General features: G+C 69.2%; 14 protein-coding genes. 6 read left to right on the forward strand and 8 right to left on the reverse strand.

All coding sequences use genetic code 11. The features are described 5' to 3' along the window. Positions 1-3 precede the first annotated feature (3 nt). The gene (gene argA, locus QM701_RS17215; RefSeq protein WP_415168235.1) at positions 4-1,323 is read left to right on the forward strand and encodes an amino-acid N-acetyltransferase; all 1,320 of its coding nucleotides are present in this window, start codon (positions 4-6) and stop codon (positions 1,321-1,323) included. Between the two features lie 64 nt (positions 1,324-1,387). Continuing rightward, positions 1,388-1,660 carry an oxidative damage protection protein gene (locus QM701_RS17220; protein WP_415168236.1) on the forward strand — a complete coding sequence of 91 codons (273 nt, stop codon included), beginning with the start codon at positions 1,388-1,390 and terminating at the stop codon, positions 1,658-1,660. Between the two features lie 151 nt (positions 1,661-1,811). Here the strand turns inward: QM701_RS17220 and phoU are convergent, their stop codons facing one another. Together phoU and rpiA are read right to left on the reverse strand one after the other, a co-directional pair. Beyond that, positions 1,812-2,522, reverse strand: a complete 711-nt coding sequence (gene phoU, locus QM701_RS17225; RefSeq protein ID WP_415168237.1) for a phosphate signaling complex protein PhoU — start codon at positions 2,520-2,522, stop codon at positions 1,812-1,814. A 64-nt stretch (positions 2,523-2,586) separates the two neighbouring features. Continuing rightward, a complete protein-coding gene (gene rpiA / locus QM701_RS17230) occupies positions 2,587-3,249 on the reverse strand; it encodes a ribose-5-phosphate isomerase RpiA (protein WP_415168238.1) in 663 nt (220 codons plus the stop codon). 125 nt (positions 3,250-3,374) lie between these two features. On the opposite strand from rpiA, the gene QM701_RS17235 reads away from it, so the two are divergent. The 3 genes from QM701_RS17235 to QM701_RS17245 all read left to right on the forward strand — a co-directional run bounded on the left by QM701_RS17235 (position 3,375) and on the right by QM701_RS17245 (position 6,014). Continuing rightward, on the forward strand, positions 3,375-4,181 hold the full coding sequence (locus QM701_RS17235; protein WP_415169424.1) for a UDP-2,3-diacylglucosamine diphosphatase: 807 nt from the start codon (positions 3,375-3,377) through the stop codon (positions 4,179-4,181). Continuing rightward, entirely contained in the window at positions 4,169-5,335 is a 1,167-nt protein-coding gene (locus tag QM701_RS17240) for a glycosyltransferase (RefSeq protein ID WP_415168239.1), read from the forward strand. Before QM701_RS17235 ends, QM701_RS17240 begins: the two co-directional genes overlap by 13 nt. A 304-nt stretch (positions 5,336-5,639) precedes the next feature. Then, the gene (locus QM701_RS17245) at positions 5,640-6,014 is read left to right on the forward strand and encodes a diacylglycerol kinase (protein ID WP_415168240.1); all 375 of its coding nucleotides are present in this window, start codon (positions 5,640-5,642) and stop codon (positions 6,012-6,014) included. On the opposite strand, the gene QM701_RS17250 is transcribed toward QM701_RS17245, so the two are convergent. The 6 genes from QM701_RS17250 to phnC all read right to left on the reverse strand — a co-directional run bounded on the left by QM701_RS17250 (position 5,974) and on the right by phnC (position 12,253). Beyond that, entirely contained in the window at positions 5,974-7,104 is a 1,131-nt protein-coding gene (locus QM701_RS17250; protein ID WP_415168241.1) for a 2-aminoethylphosphonate--pyruvate transaminase, read from the reverse strand. The genes QM701_RS17245 and QM701_RS17250 overlap by 41 nt on opposite strands. A gap of 26 nt (positions 7,105-7,130) precedes the next feature. Next, the gene (locus QM701_RS17255; RefSeq protein ID WP_415168242.1) at positions 7,131-8,237 is read right to left on the reverse strand and encodes a zinc-binding dehydrogenase; all 1,107 of its coding nucleotides are present in this window, start codon (positions 8,235-8,237) and stop codon (positions 7,131-7,133) included. After that, positions 8,230-9,486, reverse strand: a complete 1,257-nt coding sequence (gene phnA / locus QM701_RS17260; RefSeq protein WP_415168243.1) for a phosphonoacetate hydrolase — start codon at positions 9,484-9,486, stop codon at positions 8,230-8,232. The genes QM701_RS17255 and phnA overlap by 8 nt, the downstream gene beginning before the upstream one ends. 50 nt (positions 9,487-9,536) lie before the next feature. Continuing rightward, on the reverse strand, positions 9,537-10,334 hold the full coding sequence (gene phnE / locus QM701_RS17265; RefSeq protein WP_415168244.1) for a phosphonate ABC transporter, permease protein PhnE: 798 nt from the start codon (positions 10,332-10,334) through the stop codon (positions 9,537-9,539). A 63-nt stretch (positions 10,335-10,397) separates the two neighbouring features. Further along, positions 10,398-11,369 (reverse strand): phosphonate ABC transporter substrate-binding protein, encoded by a 972-nt coding sequence (gene phnD, locus QM701_RS17270; RefSeq protein ID WP_415168245.1) that lies wholly within the window; start codon positions 11,367-11,369, stop codon positions 10,398-10,400. Between the two features lie 50 nt (positions 11,370-11,419). After that, positions 11,420-12,253, reverse strand: coding sequence for a phosphonate ABC transporter ATP-binding protein (gene phnC / locus QM701_RS17275; protein ID WP_415168246.1), 834 nt, complete (start codon positions 12,251-12,253; stop codon positions 11,420-11,422). Between the two features lie 126 nt (positions 12,254-12,379). On the opposite strand from phnC, the gene QM701_RS17280 reads away from it, so the two are divergent. Continuing rightward, a complete protein-coding gene (locus QM701_RS17280) occupies positions 12,380-13,051 on the forward strand; it encodes a GntR family transcriptional regulator (protein ID WP_415168247.1) in 672 nt (223 codons plus the stop codon). The last annotated feature ends 9 nt before the right edge of the window (positions 13,052-13,060 follow it).

Here is a 13,060-nt window from a genome sequence, read left to right on the forward strand (position 1 = left end):
ACCATGTTCGATGCCTTGAGCGCCTCGCAATTCGTGTCGCTGTTCCGGTCGGTCGCTCCGTACATCAATCTTTTCCGCGGCAAGACCTTCGTCATCGCCTTCGGCGGCAAGGCCATCGCCGGACCCTTCGCGCGCACGCTGGCCTACGACGTCAACCTGCTCGCGGCGCTCGGCGTGCGGCTGGTGCTGGTGCACGGCGCGCGCCCGCAGATCGAGGAGGAACTGCGCGAGAAGGGGCTGGAATCCAGGGTGCACGCCGGCTACCGCATCACCGACGCGGCCACGCTCGATTGCGTGATCGACGCCGTGGGCAGCGTCAACCTGGAGATCGAGGCGCTACTCTCGCAGGGGCTCGCCGACACGCCGATGGCCAACAGCAAGATCCGCGTGGTAGCCGGCAACTTCATCACCGCCAAGCCGGTCGGCGTGATCGACGGCGTGGACATGCACTACGCCGGCACGGTGCGCAAGATCGATGCCGAGGGCATCCGCGCGCAGCTCGGCATCGGCAACATCGTCATCCTCTCCTGCCTCGGCTCCAGCCCGACCGGCGAAATCTTCAACCTGGCGATGGAGGAGGTCGCCGAGGCGACGGCCACCGCCATCGGGGCCGACAAGCTGATCTTCCTGACCGACAGCCAGGGCGTCACCGACAGCAGCGGCAAGCTGCTCGACGAACTCACCGCGGACGCGGCCGAGCGCCTGATGCAGGAAAGCGACTGGCTGTCGCCCGACCTGCGGCGCTACCTGCCGTGCGCCGTGCGCGCCAGCCGCTCGAGCGTCGGGCGGGTGCACCTGATCGGCTTCAACGAGGACGGCACCCTGCTGCTCGAACTCTTCTCGCGCGACGGCGTCGGCACGATCATCACCCGCGAGTCGCTGGAAATCCTGCGCGACGCGCGGCCGGACGACATCAGCGGCCTGGTCGCGCTGATCCAGCCGCTGGAGGAAAGCGGCGCGCTGGTGCGCCGCTCGCGCGAACTGCTCGAACGCGAAATCACGCGCTTCTCGGTGGTCGAGCACGACGGGCTGATCGTCGGCTGCGCCGCCCTGTATCCCTACGGCAACGACCAGGCGGAACTGGCGTGCGTGGCGGTGCACCCGCAGTACCGGCGCTGGGGCTACGGCGAGCAGCTGCTCAAGCGCATCGAAACGCGCGCCCGCGCGGTCGGCATCAAGCAGTTGTTCGTGCTCACCACGATGACCGCGCACTGGTTCCGCGAGCGCGGATTCGTCGAAAAGACGCTGGCCGACCTGCCCGAGGAAAAACGGCTGGTCTACAACCTGCAGCGCCGCTCCAAGATATTCGCCAAGACGCTGTAGTCTACGGGGCGGCGGACGGTCCGGTCCGGCCCGATTCAATCAAAATTTTCTGGAGTCGATTCCCATGGCAAGAATGGTCAAATGCATCAAGCTCGGTCGCGAAGCGGAGGGCCTGGATTTCCCGCCGTACCCGGGCGAACTGGGCCGGCGGATCTACGCCAGCGTTTCCAAGGAAGCGTGGCAGCAGTGGATTCGCATGCAGACGATGATCATCAACGAAAACCGCCTGAATCTGGCGGATGCCGAGCATCGCAAGTATCTTGCCGAGCAGGTCGAGAAGCACTTCTTCGGCGAAGGGGCCGACCAGGTCGAGGGCTACGTGCCGCCGGGCGGCTGAGGCTAGCCTCCCCCTCCCCTTCAAGGGGAGGGTTGGGGTGAGGATGGGGTGAAAATGTGGCCTTTGTCGTGCCTGTACGAACTACCCATCCCCCTCCCGGCCTCCCCCTTGAAGGGGGAGGAGTCCAGAGTACGACGCTTTTATGGCCTGCTTAGAGCGGGTCTTCCTTCAACTGCGCCTCGACCTCATCGGCCGTGGCGTGGCGCACGTTCAGTCCCTTGACCATGTAGACGACGTACTCGGCGATGTTGGTGGCGTGGTCGCCGATGCGTTCGATGGCCTTGGCGATGGTCAGGATGTCCAGCGAGCGGGTGATCGTGCGCGGGTCTTCCATCATGTAGGTGATCAACTGGCGGGCCACGCCGCGGTATTCGGCGTTGACCTGCTCGTCGAGGCGCACGGCTTCGGTGACCAGCGCGAGGTCGAGGCGGGCGAAGCCGTCGAGCGACAGGCGCAGCATGCGCAGCGCCGTGTCGGTCATGTGGTTGAGTTCGACGTTGAGCGGTCCGCCGGCCGACTGGCTGGCGATCGAGATGCCGAGGCGGGCGATCTTGCGCGCCTTGTCGCCGACGCGCTCGATGTCGGCGATGGCCTTGAGCACCGAGACGATCATGCGCAGGTCGATGGCCGTCGGCTGGCGCCTGGCGATCACCTGGTTGCACAGCGCGTCGATCTCGATCTCCATCTGGTTGACCCGTTCGTCGTCGCGGATGACGGCTTCGAGCAGTTCCGTGTCGCCGCTGTAGAGACCGTCGATCGCCCGGTGCACCTGCTGTTCGGCCATGCCGCCCATCTGCAGGACGCGGGTGCGCAGGCTTTCCAGTTCGAGGTCGAAGTTTTTCGAGGTGTGGTTGTCGCTCATGACGCCGCTTCCAGGGTGAATGAATCGTCCCGATACTGTAACGCGGGCGCGTTACGGTTTTGTTTCAGCCGGCCGTCATCGTCCTGACGCCCTCCGGCGTGCCGATCAGGCACACGTCGGCGGGGCGCTGGGCGAACAGGCCGTTGGTGACCACGCCGGCGATCTGGTTGAGCCGCGTTTCGAGGTTGACCGGGTCGAGAATCCGCAGCCCCCTGACGTCGAGGATCAGGTTGCCGTTGTCGGTGACGAAGCCTTCGCGCACCACGGGCGTGCCGCCGAGCTTGGCGAGCTCGCGCGCGACGTAGGCGCGGGCCATCGGGATGACTTCCACGGGCAGCGGGAAGCGGCCGAGGTAGTCGACGACCTTGGTGCCGTCGACGATGCAGACGAAGGTGCCGGCAACGGCGGAGACGATCTTCTCGCGCGTGAGCGCGCCGCCGCCGCCCTTGATCATGTGCATTTCCGGGGTGATCTCGTCGGCGCCGTCGATATAGACGGGCAGGTCGGTGACTTCGTTGAGTTCGAAGACCTTGATGCCGTGGCCTTCGAGGCGCCGCCTGGTGTCTTCGGAACTGGCGACGGCGCCGGCGATGCGGTCCTTCATGCCGGCCAGTTCCTCGATGAACAGCCGGGCCGTCGAGCCGGTGCCGACGCCGACGAGGCGTCCTTCGACGACGTGTGCGAGCGCGGCGCGGGCCACCGCCTGTTTCATTTCGTCCTGTGTCATGGGTCTGTTGGCATTCGTGGGGTTGGCAAAGCGTCCATTCTATCCAATCGCCGATGCCGGCCGGGAAAAACGAGATGTAACCGGAACGACATCGGACCGTAATGCGGCGCGGGCACCATCGCCGCATGGTCAAGGTCCGCTCGATTTTTCTTTCCGACGTGCATCTGGGAACGCGCGCCTGCCAGGCCGAGCGCCTGCTCGATTTCATGCGCGCCTACAGCGCGGAGAACGTGTTCCTGATCGGCGACATCGTCAACTTCTGGGCGATGCGTCGCGCCATCGCCTGGACGCCGGCGCAGAACACCGTGGTGCAGAAGCTCCTGCGGCGCGCGCGGCACGGCGAGCGGGTGGTCTTCATCCCGGGCAACCACGACGAGGCCCTGCGCGACTACCTCGACATCTCCTTCGGCGACATCGAGATCTGCGGCGAGCACGTGCATGCGCTGGCCGACGGCCGCCGCATGCTGCTGCTGCACGGCGACGAGTTCGACCAGATCACGCGCCATCACCGCTGGATCGCGGTGCTCGGCGACGTGGCGTACAACCTGCTGGTCCGGCTCAACACGCTGCTCTCGTTCGTCCGCCGGCGCTTCGGGGTGTACTGCTACTGGTCGCTGGCCGGCTACGCCAAGCGGCGCGTCAAGAAGGCGCTGCAGTTCGTCTTCGACTTCGAGGAGGCGGCGCTGCGCGCGGCCCGCCTGCGCGGGCTGGACGGCATCATCTGCGGGCACATTCACTCCGCCGTGATCCGCGAGGCGAAGGACGGCCTGGTTTACGCGAACTGCGGCGACTGGGTCGACAGCTGCACGGCCATCGTCGAGCATTTCGACGGCACGCTGGAGCTCGTCACGTGGGGCGGCATGCAGCCGCCGGAAGCGCTGCCGGCGCGGCCCGCCGCCCTCGACGAAAGGATGGCGGCATGCGCGTGGTGATGGTCTCCGACGTCTTCTTCCCACGCATCAACGGGGTATCGACGGCCATCCAGACCTACCGCGAATCGCTGCTGCCGCACGGCATCGAGATCGAGCTGGTCGCGCCCGACTATGGCGGCGGGCACGGCGAAGGCTGGGTGCGCCGCGTGCCGGCCCGTCCCGTTCCGGGCGACCCGGAGGATCGCCTGGTGCGCTGGCGGGCCATGCACGAGGCGGTGCGCCGGGCCGTCGCGGCCGGCTGCGACCTGGTGCACGTGCAGACGCCCTTCGTCGCGCACTACGCCGGGGTGCGCGCGGCGCGCCGCCACGGCGTGCCGGTCCTGGCCACCTATCACACGCTGTTCGAGGAGTATCTCGGGCACTACGTGCCGCTGGTCCCGGCCGGCTGGCTCAAGGGGCTGGCGCGCCGCTTCTCGCGCCGCCAGTGCAACGCGCTGGACGCGGTGATCGTCCCCTCGTCGGCGATCCGCCGGCGGCTGGAGGAATACGGCGTGCATACCGCGCGGCATGTCCTGCCCACCGGCATCAGCCTCAAGGCGCCGCCGCCCGGCGCGCGCGAGGCGTTCCGCGCCTGCCACGGCATCCCGGCGCACGGCCCGGTGGCCCTGTACGTCGGCCGCGTGGCCCACGAGAAGAACATCGGCTTCCTGCTGGACGTGGCCGAGCGGACGCGCGCGGCGGTGCCGGACATGCTGCTGGTGATCGCGGGCGACGGGCCGGCCCTGCCCGGCCTGCGGCGAGCGGTCGCCGAGCGGCGGCTGACCGGGCGGGTGCGCTTCATCGGCTATCTCGAACGCGCGGCCGGGCTGCCGGCCTGCTACGCGGCGGCCGACGCCTTCGTCTTCGCCTCGCGCACCGAAACGCAGGGCCTCGTGCTGCTCGAAGCGATGGCCGCCGGGCTGCCGGTGGTCGCGCTGGCCGCGATGGGCACGGTCGACATCCTGGCCGCCGGCCGCGGCGCGCTGGTGCCGGCGGACGACCCCGATGCGTTCGCCGGGGCGCTCGCCCGCCTGCTCGGCGACCGCGCGCTGCGGGAACGCCTCGCCGCCGAGGCCAGGGCCTACGCGGCGCAGTGGTCGAGTACCGCGCTGGCCGGCAGGATGGCGGACGTGTATCGGCAGGTGGTGCGGGAACACGGACTGCGGGCCGCGTGAGCATGCGGGCGCGCGGGCTGGCCATCCGAGGCAGGCGCACGAGCGCATCGCTACCGTCTCCTCCCTCTTCAAGGGGGAGGTCGGGTGGGGGATGGGGTGGCCCATACGCCGGTGGCGCGGAGTCGAGCGGCGGCAAAGCCGCGCTTTTACCCCATCCCCACCCCGGCCCTCCCCTTGAAGGGGAGGGGGAGGAGGGGCCGTACGGGCATGGGCGCGCTCGCCCCGGCCGGCAATGGTCGCTTCCCCTTTTTCCGTCTTACCTCCTATACTTTGCGCCCTCGATGGTTTCCGGCAGGGAGAACTCGTGTCTGAAGAAAGCCCGTTCAAGGGTAAGACCGGCCTGCGGCGCGTGTACAACGCGCTGCAATACTCGCTGGCCGGCCTGCGCGCCGCCTATACCTGCGAGGACGCTTTCCGGCAGGAGACGCTGTTCGCCGCGGTACTGATCCCGTTGTCCTTCTTCCTGCCGGTGGCCTGGACCGGCCGGGCGCTGATGATCGCCAGCGTGCTGCTGGTGCTGATCGTCGAATTGATCAACTCGGCGATCGAGGCGGCCGTGGACCGCGTCTCGCTCGACCGCCACCACCTGTCCAAGCGGGCCAAGGACGTCGGCAGCGCGGCGGTGCTGCTGGCGCTGCTCAACGTGCTGGCGGTGTGGGTCTGCGTGCTGCTGGATTGACGCCAGCCGCGCGCAGCGCCGCCTCGATCGCGGCGACCGCGCCGCGCAGGGTGGCCGCGTCGACCGCGCCGATGCAGCCGATGCGGAAGGTTTCGACCTCGGTCAGTTTGCCCGGATACAGAATGAAGCCCTGTTCGCGCACGCGCCGGTAGAGTTCGTCGAAACGGTAGGCCGGGTCGTCCGGCGCGTGGACGGTGACGATGATCGGCGCCTGCACCGCGTCGTCGAGGAAGGTGCGCAGGCCGAGCGCGCGCAGGCCCTCGGTCAGCGCCGCGCAATTTTCCCGGTAGCGCCGCAGGCGGGCGGGCTGCCCGCCCTCGGCCTGGTACTGGTCGAGGGCCTGGCGCAGCGCGGCGACCACGTGCGTCGGCGGGGTGAAGCGCCATTGCCCGGTCTTCTGCAGGTAGGCCCATTGATCGTGCAGGTCCAGCGCCAGCGAGTGGCTGTTGGCGCGGCATTCCGCCAGCGCCGCCCGGCGGGCGATCACGAAGCCCATGCCGGGCACGCCTTCCAGGCATTTCCCCGAGGCGGCGACGAGTGCGTCGAACGGCATGCGGCCGGCGTCGATCGGCATGGCGCCGAACGAGCTCATCGCGTCGACGATCAGCCCGCGCCCCTGGCGGGCCACCGCGGCGGCGATCTCGGGCAGCGGGTTGAGGATGCCGGTACCGGTCTCGCAATGCACCTGCGCCACGTGCGTGATTTCCGGATCGGCCGCCAGCGCCGCCTCGATGCGCGCCGGGTCGGTGGCCTCGTCCTCGCGCAGCGGGAGGACCACGACTTCGCGTCCGAGGTAGCCGAGGATGCGCACGATGCGCCGGCAGTAGGCGCCGTTGTCCGGCACCAGCACCTTGCCGTGGCGGGGCACCAGGGTGCCGAGCGCGGCTTCGACGGCGAAGGTGCCGCTGCCCTGCAGGGGGATGCAGACGTGCGTCTCCGCGCCCCGCGCGATGTCGAGCAGGTCGGCGCAGACGCCGGCGGTCAGGGCGTTGAACGCGGCGTCCCACGAGCCCCAGTCGCGTTGCATGGCGGCCTTGGTGGCGGCGGACGTGGTCAGCGGTCCGGGGGTGAGCAGGATGGGGTCGGACATGTCTTTTCTCCGGCAGACGGTGCGGTTCAGGGGACGATGGCCGCGCGCAGCACGCGGTGCGCCGCCGCGTCGGCCATGGCCCGCCCGACGTCGGCCAGCGGGTAGCGGCCGTCGACGAGTTCGCGGAACGGAAAGCGCCGATGGTTGGCGGCGACGAATTCCAGCGCCTGCAGCAGGTGGCGTGGATGGTAGTTGTGCACGCCCTGCAGCGTCAGGTGCTTTTTCAGGATCAGGTTGACGTCCAGCATGGCCATCGCCAGCGGGTTCACCACGCCGGCCAGCACGTAGCGCCCGCCGGGCCGCAGCATGGCCATGCCTTCGGGGATGGCCGCGGGCACGCCGCACACTTCGATCGCCACGTCGACGCTGCCCGAGGCGCACAGCGGCGGCAGCGCCGCCCGGTCCGCCGGATCGGCGACCTGATCGGCACCGAAGCGCCGGGCCAGGTCGCGCCGCGCCGGCACGCCGTCGAAGCCGATCACGCGGCTGGCGCCGCGCGCCCGCGCCATGGCCGCGCCGTACAGGCCGAGCAGGCCGAGCCCCTGGATCGCCACGACGTCGCCGAAGCGGATGTCGGCGGCCTCGATCGCCGCGCACATGGTCGCCACGCCGCAGTTGATCGGCGCCGCCTCCTCGTCGGAAAGCTCGTCGGGCAGGCGCAGAATCCACGAATCGGGCAGGATGTAGCAGTACTCGGCGAAACCGCCGTGGTGGTGCGGCGGTTCGTCGGCGGACATGTGGCCGTACTTGTTGACGCCGGGCGACTTCTGCGGCAGGTCGTGGACGTCGCGCATGAGGTTGCGTCCGGGCACGAAATACTCGCTCCAGGTGATGCGGTCGCCGACGGCCAGCGGATGGTCACGCAGGTCGCGCGTCACGCCGTCGCCGAGCGCGGCGAGGGTACCGACGATCTCGTGGCCGAGCAGCCCGGGCAGCGGGCTCGGGCGGCGCCCCTGCCAGGAGTGGATGTCGGAGCGGCAGATGGTGGACATGCGCACGCGCGCCAGCGCCTCGCCCGGCTGCGGCGGGCGCAGCGGATAGTCGGCCAGGCGGAAGTCGCCATTGGGCGCGTCGTACACCGCCACGCGCGCTTTCTTCGGCAGGGTGCCGCCGGGATGGAACGCTTCAGGCATGGCCGGCGCACCCGTTGATGGCGAATTCGAAGATCTGGTAGCTCTTCAGCCCGGCCGCCGCGCGCGCCGCGTAGCGCGGGTCCGGCGGCGCGTTGAGGATGAACGGCACGCGCGCTTCCGTCGGCCCGCCGTGGCTGCGCAGGCGCGCGTCGCGCAGCGCGGAGAGGTCGTGCTCGACCGCGCCCGCGCCGATCACCGCGTTCGCCTCGGCCAGCACCACCACGTCGCCTTCGCGGTCGGGCGGCAGGTCGAAGCGCGCGCAGGCGGCGGCCCGGTCGAGCGCCTCGGCGACGCCGGGCACGCCGCGCGCGCAGTCGATCACCGCCGCCGGGGCGACGCCGGGGTCGAGGCACCACACGCGCACCAGGCCGCCGAGCGCGCCGTGGTGGCGGACGAAGGCGTCGGTGATCGGACAGATGACCCGCGTCGCGCCGGCGCCGAAGCGGGCGTCGAGAATGTCCTGCAGGAAGACGACGTTCGGTTCGCCGTCCGGGCGCGACTTGTCGCTCATGCCGTGGTCGGCGGTCAGCGCGACCACCGCGCCGAGCGCGTCGAGCCGGCCGAAACAGTCGTCGAGGCGGCGGTAGAAGGCGTCCGCCGCCGGCTCGCCCGGCGCGTGCTTGTGCTGCACGAAGTCGGTCAGCGACAGGTACATGAGGTGCGGCCGCTCGCTCTGCAGCAGGCGGATGCCGGCTTCGAGCACGAACAGCGAGAGCTCCATCGAATACATGCCGGGCAGCGGCATGCCGAAGCGTTCGAGTACGCGCTCGATGCCGTGCTCGGCCAGCGTGCAGCAATCGGCCTTTTCCGAGGAGAAGCAGATGTTGCCGCGCGCCACGTCGAGCTCCTTGCCCAACTGGCGGCGCAGCTTGTCCTTGGCGGTGATCGCCGCCACCCGCGCGCCGGCGTCGGCGAACTCGGCGAGGATCGTGCGGCTGCGCAGCAGCTCCGGGCCGGTCATGACCACCGCCCGGCGCTCGGCGTCGAGGTAGTAGTTGCCGGAGATGCCGTGGATCGCGGGCGGCGCGCCGGTGATCAGCGAGATGTTGTTGGGGCAGGTGAAGCTCGGCACGACGCCGTCGGCGACCGCCGCGAACCCTTCGCGCATGAAGCGCGCGACGTTCGGCAGGATGCCGTCGCGCAGGCCGCGCTCGATGTAGGCCGGATCGCCGCCGTCGATGCACACGACCACGACCGGGCGTTGCGGCCAGCGATAGTCGATGCCGTTGAGATGGATGGTGTCTTTCATGGAGTGTCGGATCGGGAGGGTGGGAAAGGAGGAAGGGTTCGCCGGGTCTTTCAGATCGCCCACTGGCGCACGCGCGAGGACGCGATGTCGATCGCCGTCACGCAGACGATGATGATCAGCAGCACGGCCGCGGTCTCCGCGTAGTCGAAGCCGCGGATCACCTCGTGCAGGATCACGCCGATGCCGCCGGCGCCGACCATGCCGACCACCGACGCCGAGCGCACGTTGGACTCGAAGCGGTAGAGCGAGAACGATATCCACAGCGGCAGGACCTGCGGGATGACGCCGTAGACGATCTCGTCGAGCGCGCCGGCGCCGGTGGCGCGCACGCCTTCGACCGGACGCGGATCGCTGGCCTCGACGGCCTCGGCGAACAGCTTGGCCAGCACGCCGGTGGTGTGCACCCACAGCGCCAGCACGCCGGCGAACGGCCCCAAGCCGACGGCGACGATGAACAGCATGGCGAAGACCATTTCGTTGATCGCGCGGCAGGCGTCCATCAGCCGGCGCATCGGCTGCACGGCCCAGGCCGGCGCGACGTTCTCCGCCGAGAGCAGGCCGCAGGGCACGGCGCAGACCACGGCTAGCAGGGTGCCCCAGACGGCGATGTGCAGGGTCACCGCCATTTCGCTGAGGTAGATCCGCCAGTCGTGGAAGTTCGGCGGGAAGAATTCGCGGGCGAACACGGCCATGTTGGCCGAATCGCGCCACAGGTCGAGCGGCCGCATGTCGGCGCCGGACCACGACCAGGCCAGGACCAGGCACAACGCGGCCCAGGCCAGGTGGGTCGGCAGGCCGGGACGGGGCGGCGCCAGCGGCACGTCCTTGATGCGGGGGATGGTTGTCATCGGATCACCGGGAAAAGGCGTGGGCCGTCCCGGCCGTGGCATCCGGCCGGGGCGGAAAGGGACTCAGCGCTTGGCCTGCTTCGCAAGATCGGCCAGCTTCTCGTCGATTTCGGCCAGCTTGGCGCGCTTGTCCGCCGCCGCCATGTTCTCGTCGTTCTCGTACTTCCTGCGCTCCTTGGCCAGTTCGAGCTGGCGGATCGGCAGCAACTGCGCGTCGGTCGACGCCTTGAAGCCGGCCAGGCGGTACATGTTCTTGAGGATTTCCTTCTCCCGGTCGTCCTTGCCGTAGCCGGTCACGAAATCCTGGATCTTCTTCTTCAGGTCGGCGGGCAGGTCCTTGCGCCAGACCAGCGGATCGCGCGGGATCAGCGGCGAGGTCCACAGGATGCGGATCTGCGCCAGCTTCTCCGGCGCGGTCTCCTTCATCTTCTGGGTGATTTCGCTGTTGCTGGTGGCCACGTCCACCTGCCGGTTGAGCACGGCCAGGAAATTGCCCTCGTGGTTGGACGAGCGCATGACCTTGAAATGCGTCTTCGGCTCGATGTTGTTCATGGTGAACACGTAGTAGGTCGGCACCAGCGTACCCGACGTCGAGGTCGGATCGCCGATGCCGAAGCTGTAGTCCTTGCCGTGCTTGAGCACCTGCTCCAGCGTGGCGATGCCGGAATCCTTGTGCGTGATCAGGTACGAGTAATAGCCGGGCGTGCCGTCCAGATCGACGAACTGGGCGAACACCTCGCCGCCGGCCCGGTCGACCGCGTCGATCGCCGCCTTGTTGCCGTACCACGCGATCTGCACCTTGCTGAAGCGCTGGGCCTCGATGATGCCGGCGTAGTCGGTGGCGTAGAAGCCGTTGACCTTCACGCCGACCGCCTTGGTCATGTCTTCGAGGAAGGGCTCCCACATCTGCTTGAGGGCTCCCGCCTTCTCGGTGGCGATGATGCCGAAGTTGAGTTCCTTGACGTCGGCGGCGGCCGACGCACCGGCGATGAGCAGGGCCATTCCGGCCATCAGCAATTTCACTGGACGCAACATGGTGTTTCCTTTCGTGGGTGACTCGGGTTGGGGAATGCGGGGGCGGGCGCTCAGGTGGCGATCAGGCTGCGCGGCAGGCCCGGCGCGTTGGCCGCGGGGGCCTCGCCGAAGAGTCCCGGCTCGAACAGCTCGCGGGCGCCGGAGCCGTAGAGCTCGCCGAGCAGGGACGGCGTCAGCGCCGACGACGGGCCGTCGTAGACGACGCGCCCCCGGTTGAGGGCGATGGTGCGCGGGCAATAGCGGATGGCGAACTCGACCTGGTGCAGCGAAACGAGCACGGTGCAGCCGTGCCGGCGGTTCATGTCGGCCAGCAGCGCCATGACCTTGCGCGAGGATTCTGGATCGAGCGAGGCGATCGGCTCGTCGGCGAGGACGATGCGCGCGCCCTGGACCAGGCAGCGCGCCAGCGCGGCGCGCTGCTGCTGCCCGCCGGACAGGGTGGCCGCGCGCTGCCAGGCCGTCTGCTCGATGCCGACGGCGGCCAGCGCCTCGACCGCCTGCTGCCGCTCGGCCAGCGAGAAGCGCATGGTCAGGCGGCGCCACCACGGCAGCCGGTGCAGCAGGCCGACCAGCACGTTGGTGATCACCGGCAGGCGGTTGACCAGGTTGAACTGCTGGAAGACGAAGCCCAGCTCGCGGCGCACGCGGCGGATGTCGGCGGCGATGCGACCGCCGGACTGCACGGTGCGGCCGAACACCCGGATCTCGCCGCCGTCCGCCGCCAGGAAGCCGGGCAGATGGCGCAGCAGCGTCGATTTGCCCGAGCCGGAGGCGCCGAGCAGGGCCACCATTTCGCCGTGGCCGATGCGCAGCGAAACGTCGTCGAGCGCGCGGCAGGTGGGGAAGGTCTTGCTCAGGTTGTCGATTTCGACGGCACAGGACATGGCGTGTTCTCTCTGTCATCAAGCTGCAATACCGCGATCCTAGGATGGCTACATTGCATTTTGTTGACAATCTGCAAACCGATGAGCCACCGTATCGACATCATTCACAACCAACGTGACGCGGCGATGACACTCCCCAACGCACTCGACGTCCTCAAGACGCAATCCTTGGCCATGCTGGTGCAGGAAGAACTCGAACGCATGATCCTCGACGGCCGCCTGCTGCCCGGCGAACAGATGCGCGAGGTGGCGCTGGCCGCACTGCTCGGCGTGTCGCGCGGGCCGATCCGCGAGGCGTTCCGCGCGCTGGAAGGGAAAGGGCTGGTGAGCGTGGTCAAGAACTGCGGCGTGTTCGTGCGCACCCTCGACCTCGAAGAGGCCGACCAGATCTACGAGGTGCGCATCGTGCTCGAAGGGCTGATCGGCGAGACCGTCGCGCGGCGCATCGACGACGCCGGCGTCGAGGAACTGCGGCGCGCCGTCGCCGGCATGCGCGAGGCCGCGCCCGCCGGGGACATCACGCGCTACAGCGGGCTCAACATCGCCTTCCACGACGCGCTGGCGCGCCTGACCGGCAACCGCAAGCTGCATGAGACCTACGTGCGGCTGGTCGGCGAACTGTCGCTGTTCCGCCGCCAGGCCTACGTCCAGGACGAACGCTCGCTGGCCGCCTCGCTGGGCGAGCATCTGGCCATCTTCGAGGCCGTCGCCGCGCGCCGTCCGGATGAGGCGGCCGAACTGCTCCGGCGGCACGCCGCGGACAGCCGGGAGCGCCTGCATCGGGCGCTGGGGGCTTGACCGTTGTTT

This window comes from Propionivibrio sp., assembly GCF_047602565.1.
GTDB lineage: Bacteria > Pseudomonadota > Gammaproteobacteria > Burkholderiales > Rhodocyclaceae > Propionivibrio.

Bases quoted from the DNA above. Each gene is read 5' to 3' on its own strand.
- argA (WP_415168235.1), top strand. From the start codon at position 4: ATGTTCGATGCCTTGAGCGCCTCGCAATTCGTGTCGCTGTTCCGGTCG.
- QM701_RS17220 (WP_415168236.1), top strand. From the start codon at position 1,388: ATGGCAAGAATGGTCAAATGCATCAAGCTCGGTCGCGAAGCGGAGGGC.
- phoU (WP_415168237.1), bottom strand. From the start codon at position 2,522: ATGAGCGACAACCACACCTCGAAAAACTTCGACCTCGAACTGGAAAGC.
- rpiA (WP_415168238.1), bottom strand. From the start codon at position 3,249: ATGACACAGGACGAAATGAAACAGGCGGTGGCCCGCGCCGCGCTCGCA.
- QM701_RS17235 (WP_415169424.1), top strand. From the start codon at position 3,375: ATGGTCAAGGTCCGCTCGATTTTTCTTTCCGACGTGCATCTGGGAACG.
- QM701_RS17240 (WP_415168239.1), top strand. From the start codon at position 4,169: ATGCGCGTGGTGATGGTCTCCGACGTCTTCTTCCCACGCATCAACGGG.
- QM701_RS17250 (WP_415168241.1), bottom strand. From the start codon at position 7,104: ATGTCCGACCCCATCCTGCTCACCCCCGGACCGCTGACCACGTCCGCC.
- QM701_RS17255 (WP_415168242.1), bottom strand. From the start codon at position 8,237: ATGCCTGAAGCGTTCCATCCCGGCGGCACCCTGCCGAAGAAAGCGCGC.
- phnA (WP_415168243.1), bottom strand. From the start codon at position 9,486: ATGAAAGACACCATCCATCTCAACGGCATCGACTATCGCTGGCCGCAA.
- phnE (WP_415168244.1), bottom strand. From the start codon at position 10,334: ATGACAACCATCCCCCGCATCAAGGACGTGCCGCTGGCGCCGCCCCGT.
- phnD (WP_415168245.1), bottom strand. From the start codon at position 11,369: ATGTTGCGTCCAGTGAAATTGCTGATGGCCGGAATGGCCCTGCTCATC.
- phnC (WP_415168246.1), bottom strand. From the start codon at position 12,253: ATGTCCTGTGCCGTCGAAATCGACAACCTGAGCAAGACCTTCCCCACC.
- QM701_RS17280 (WP_415168247.1), top strand. From the start codon at position 12,380: ATGACACTCCCCAACGCACTCGACGTCCTCAAGACGCAATCCTTGGCC.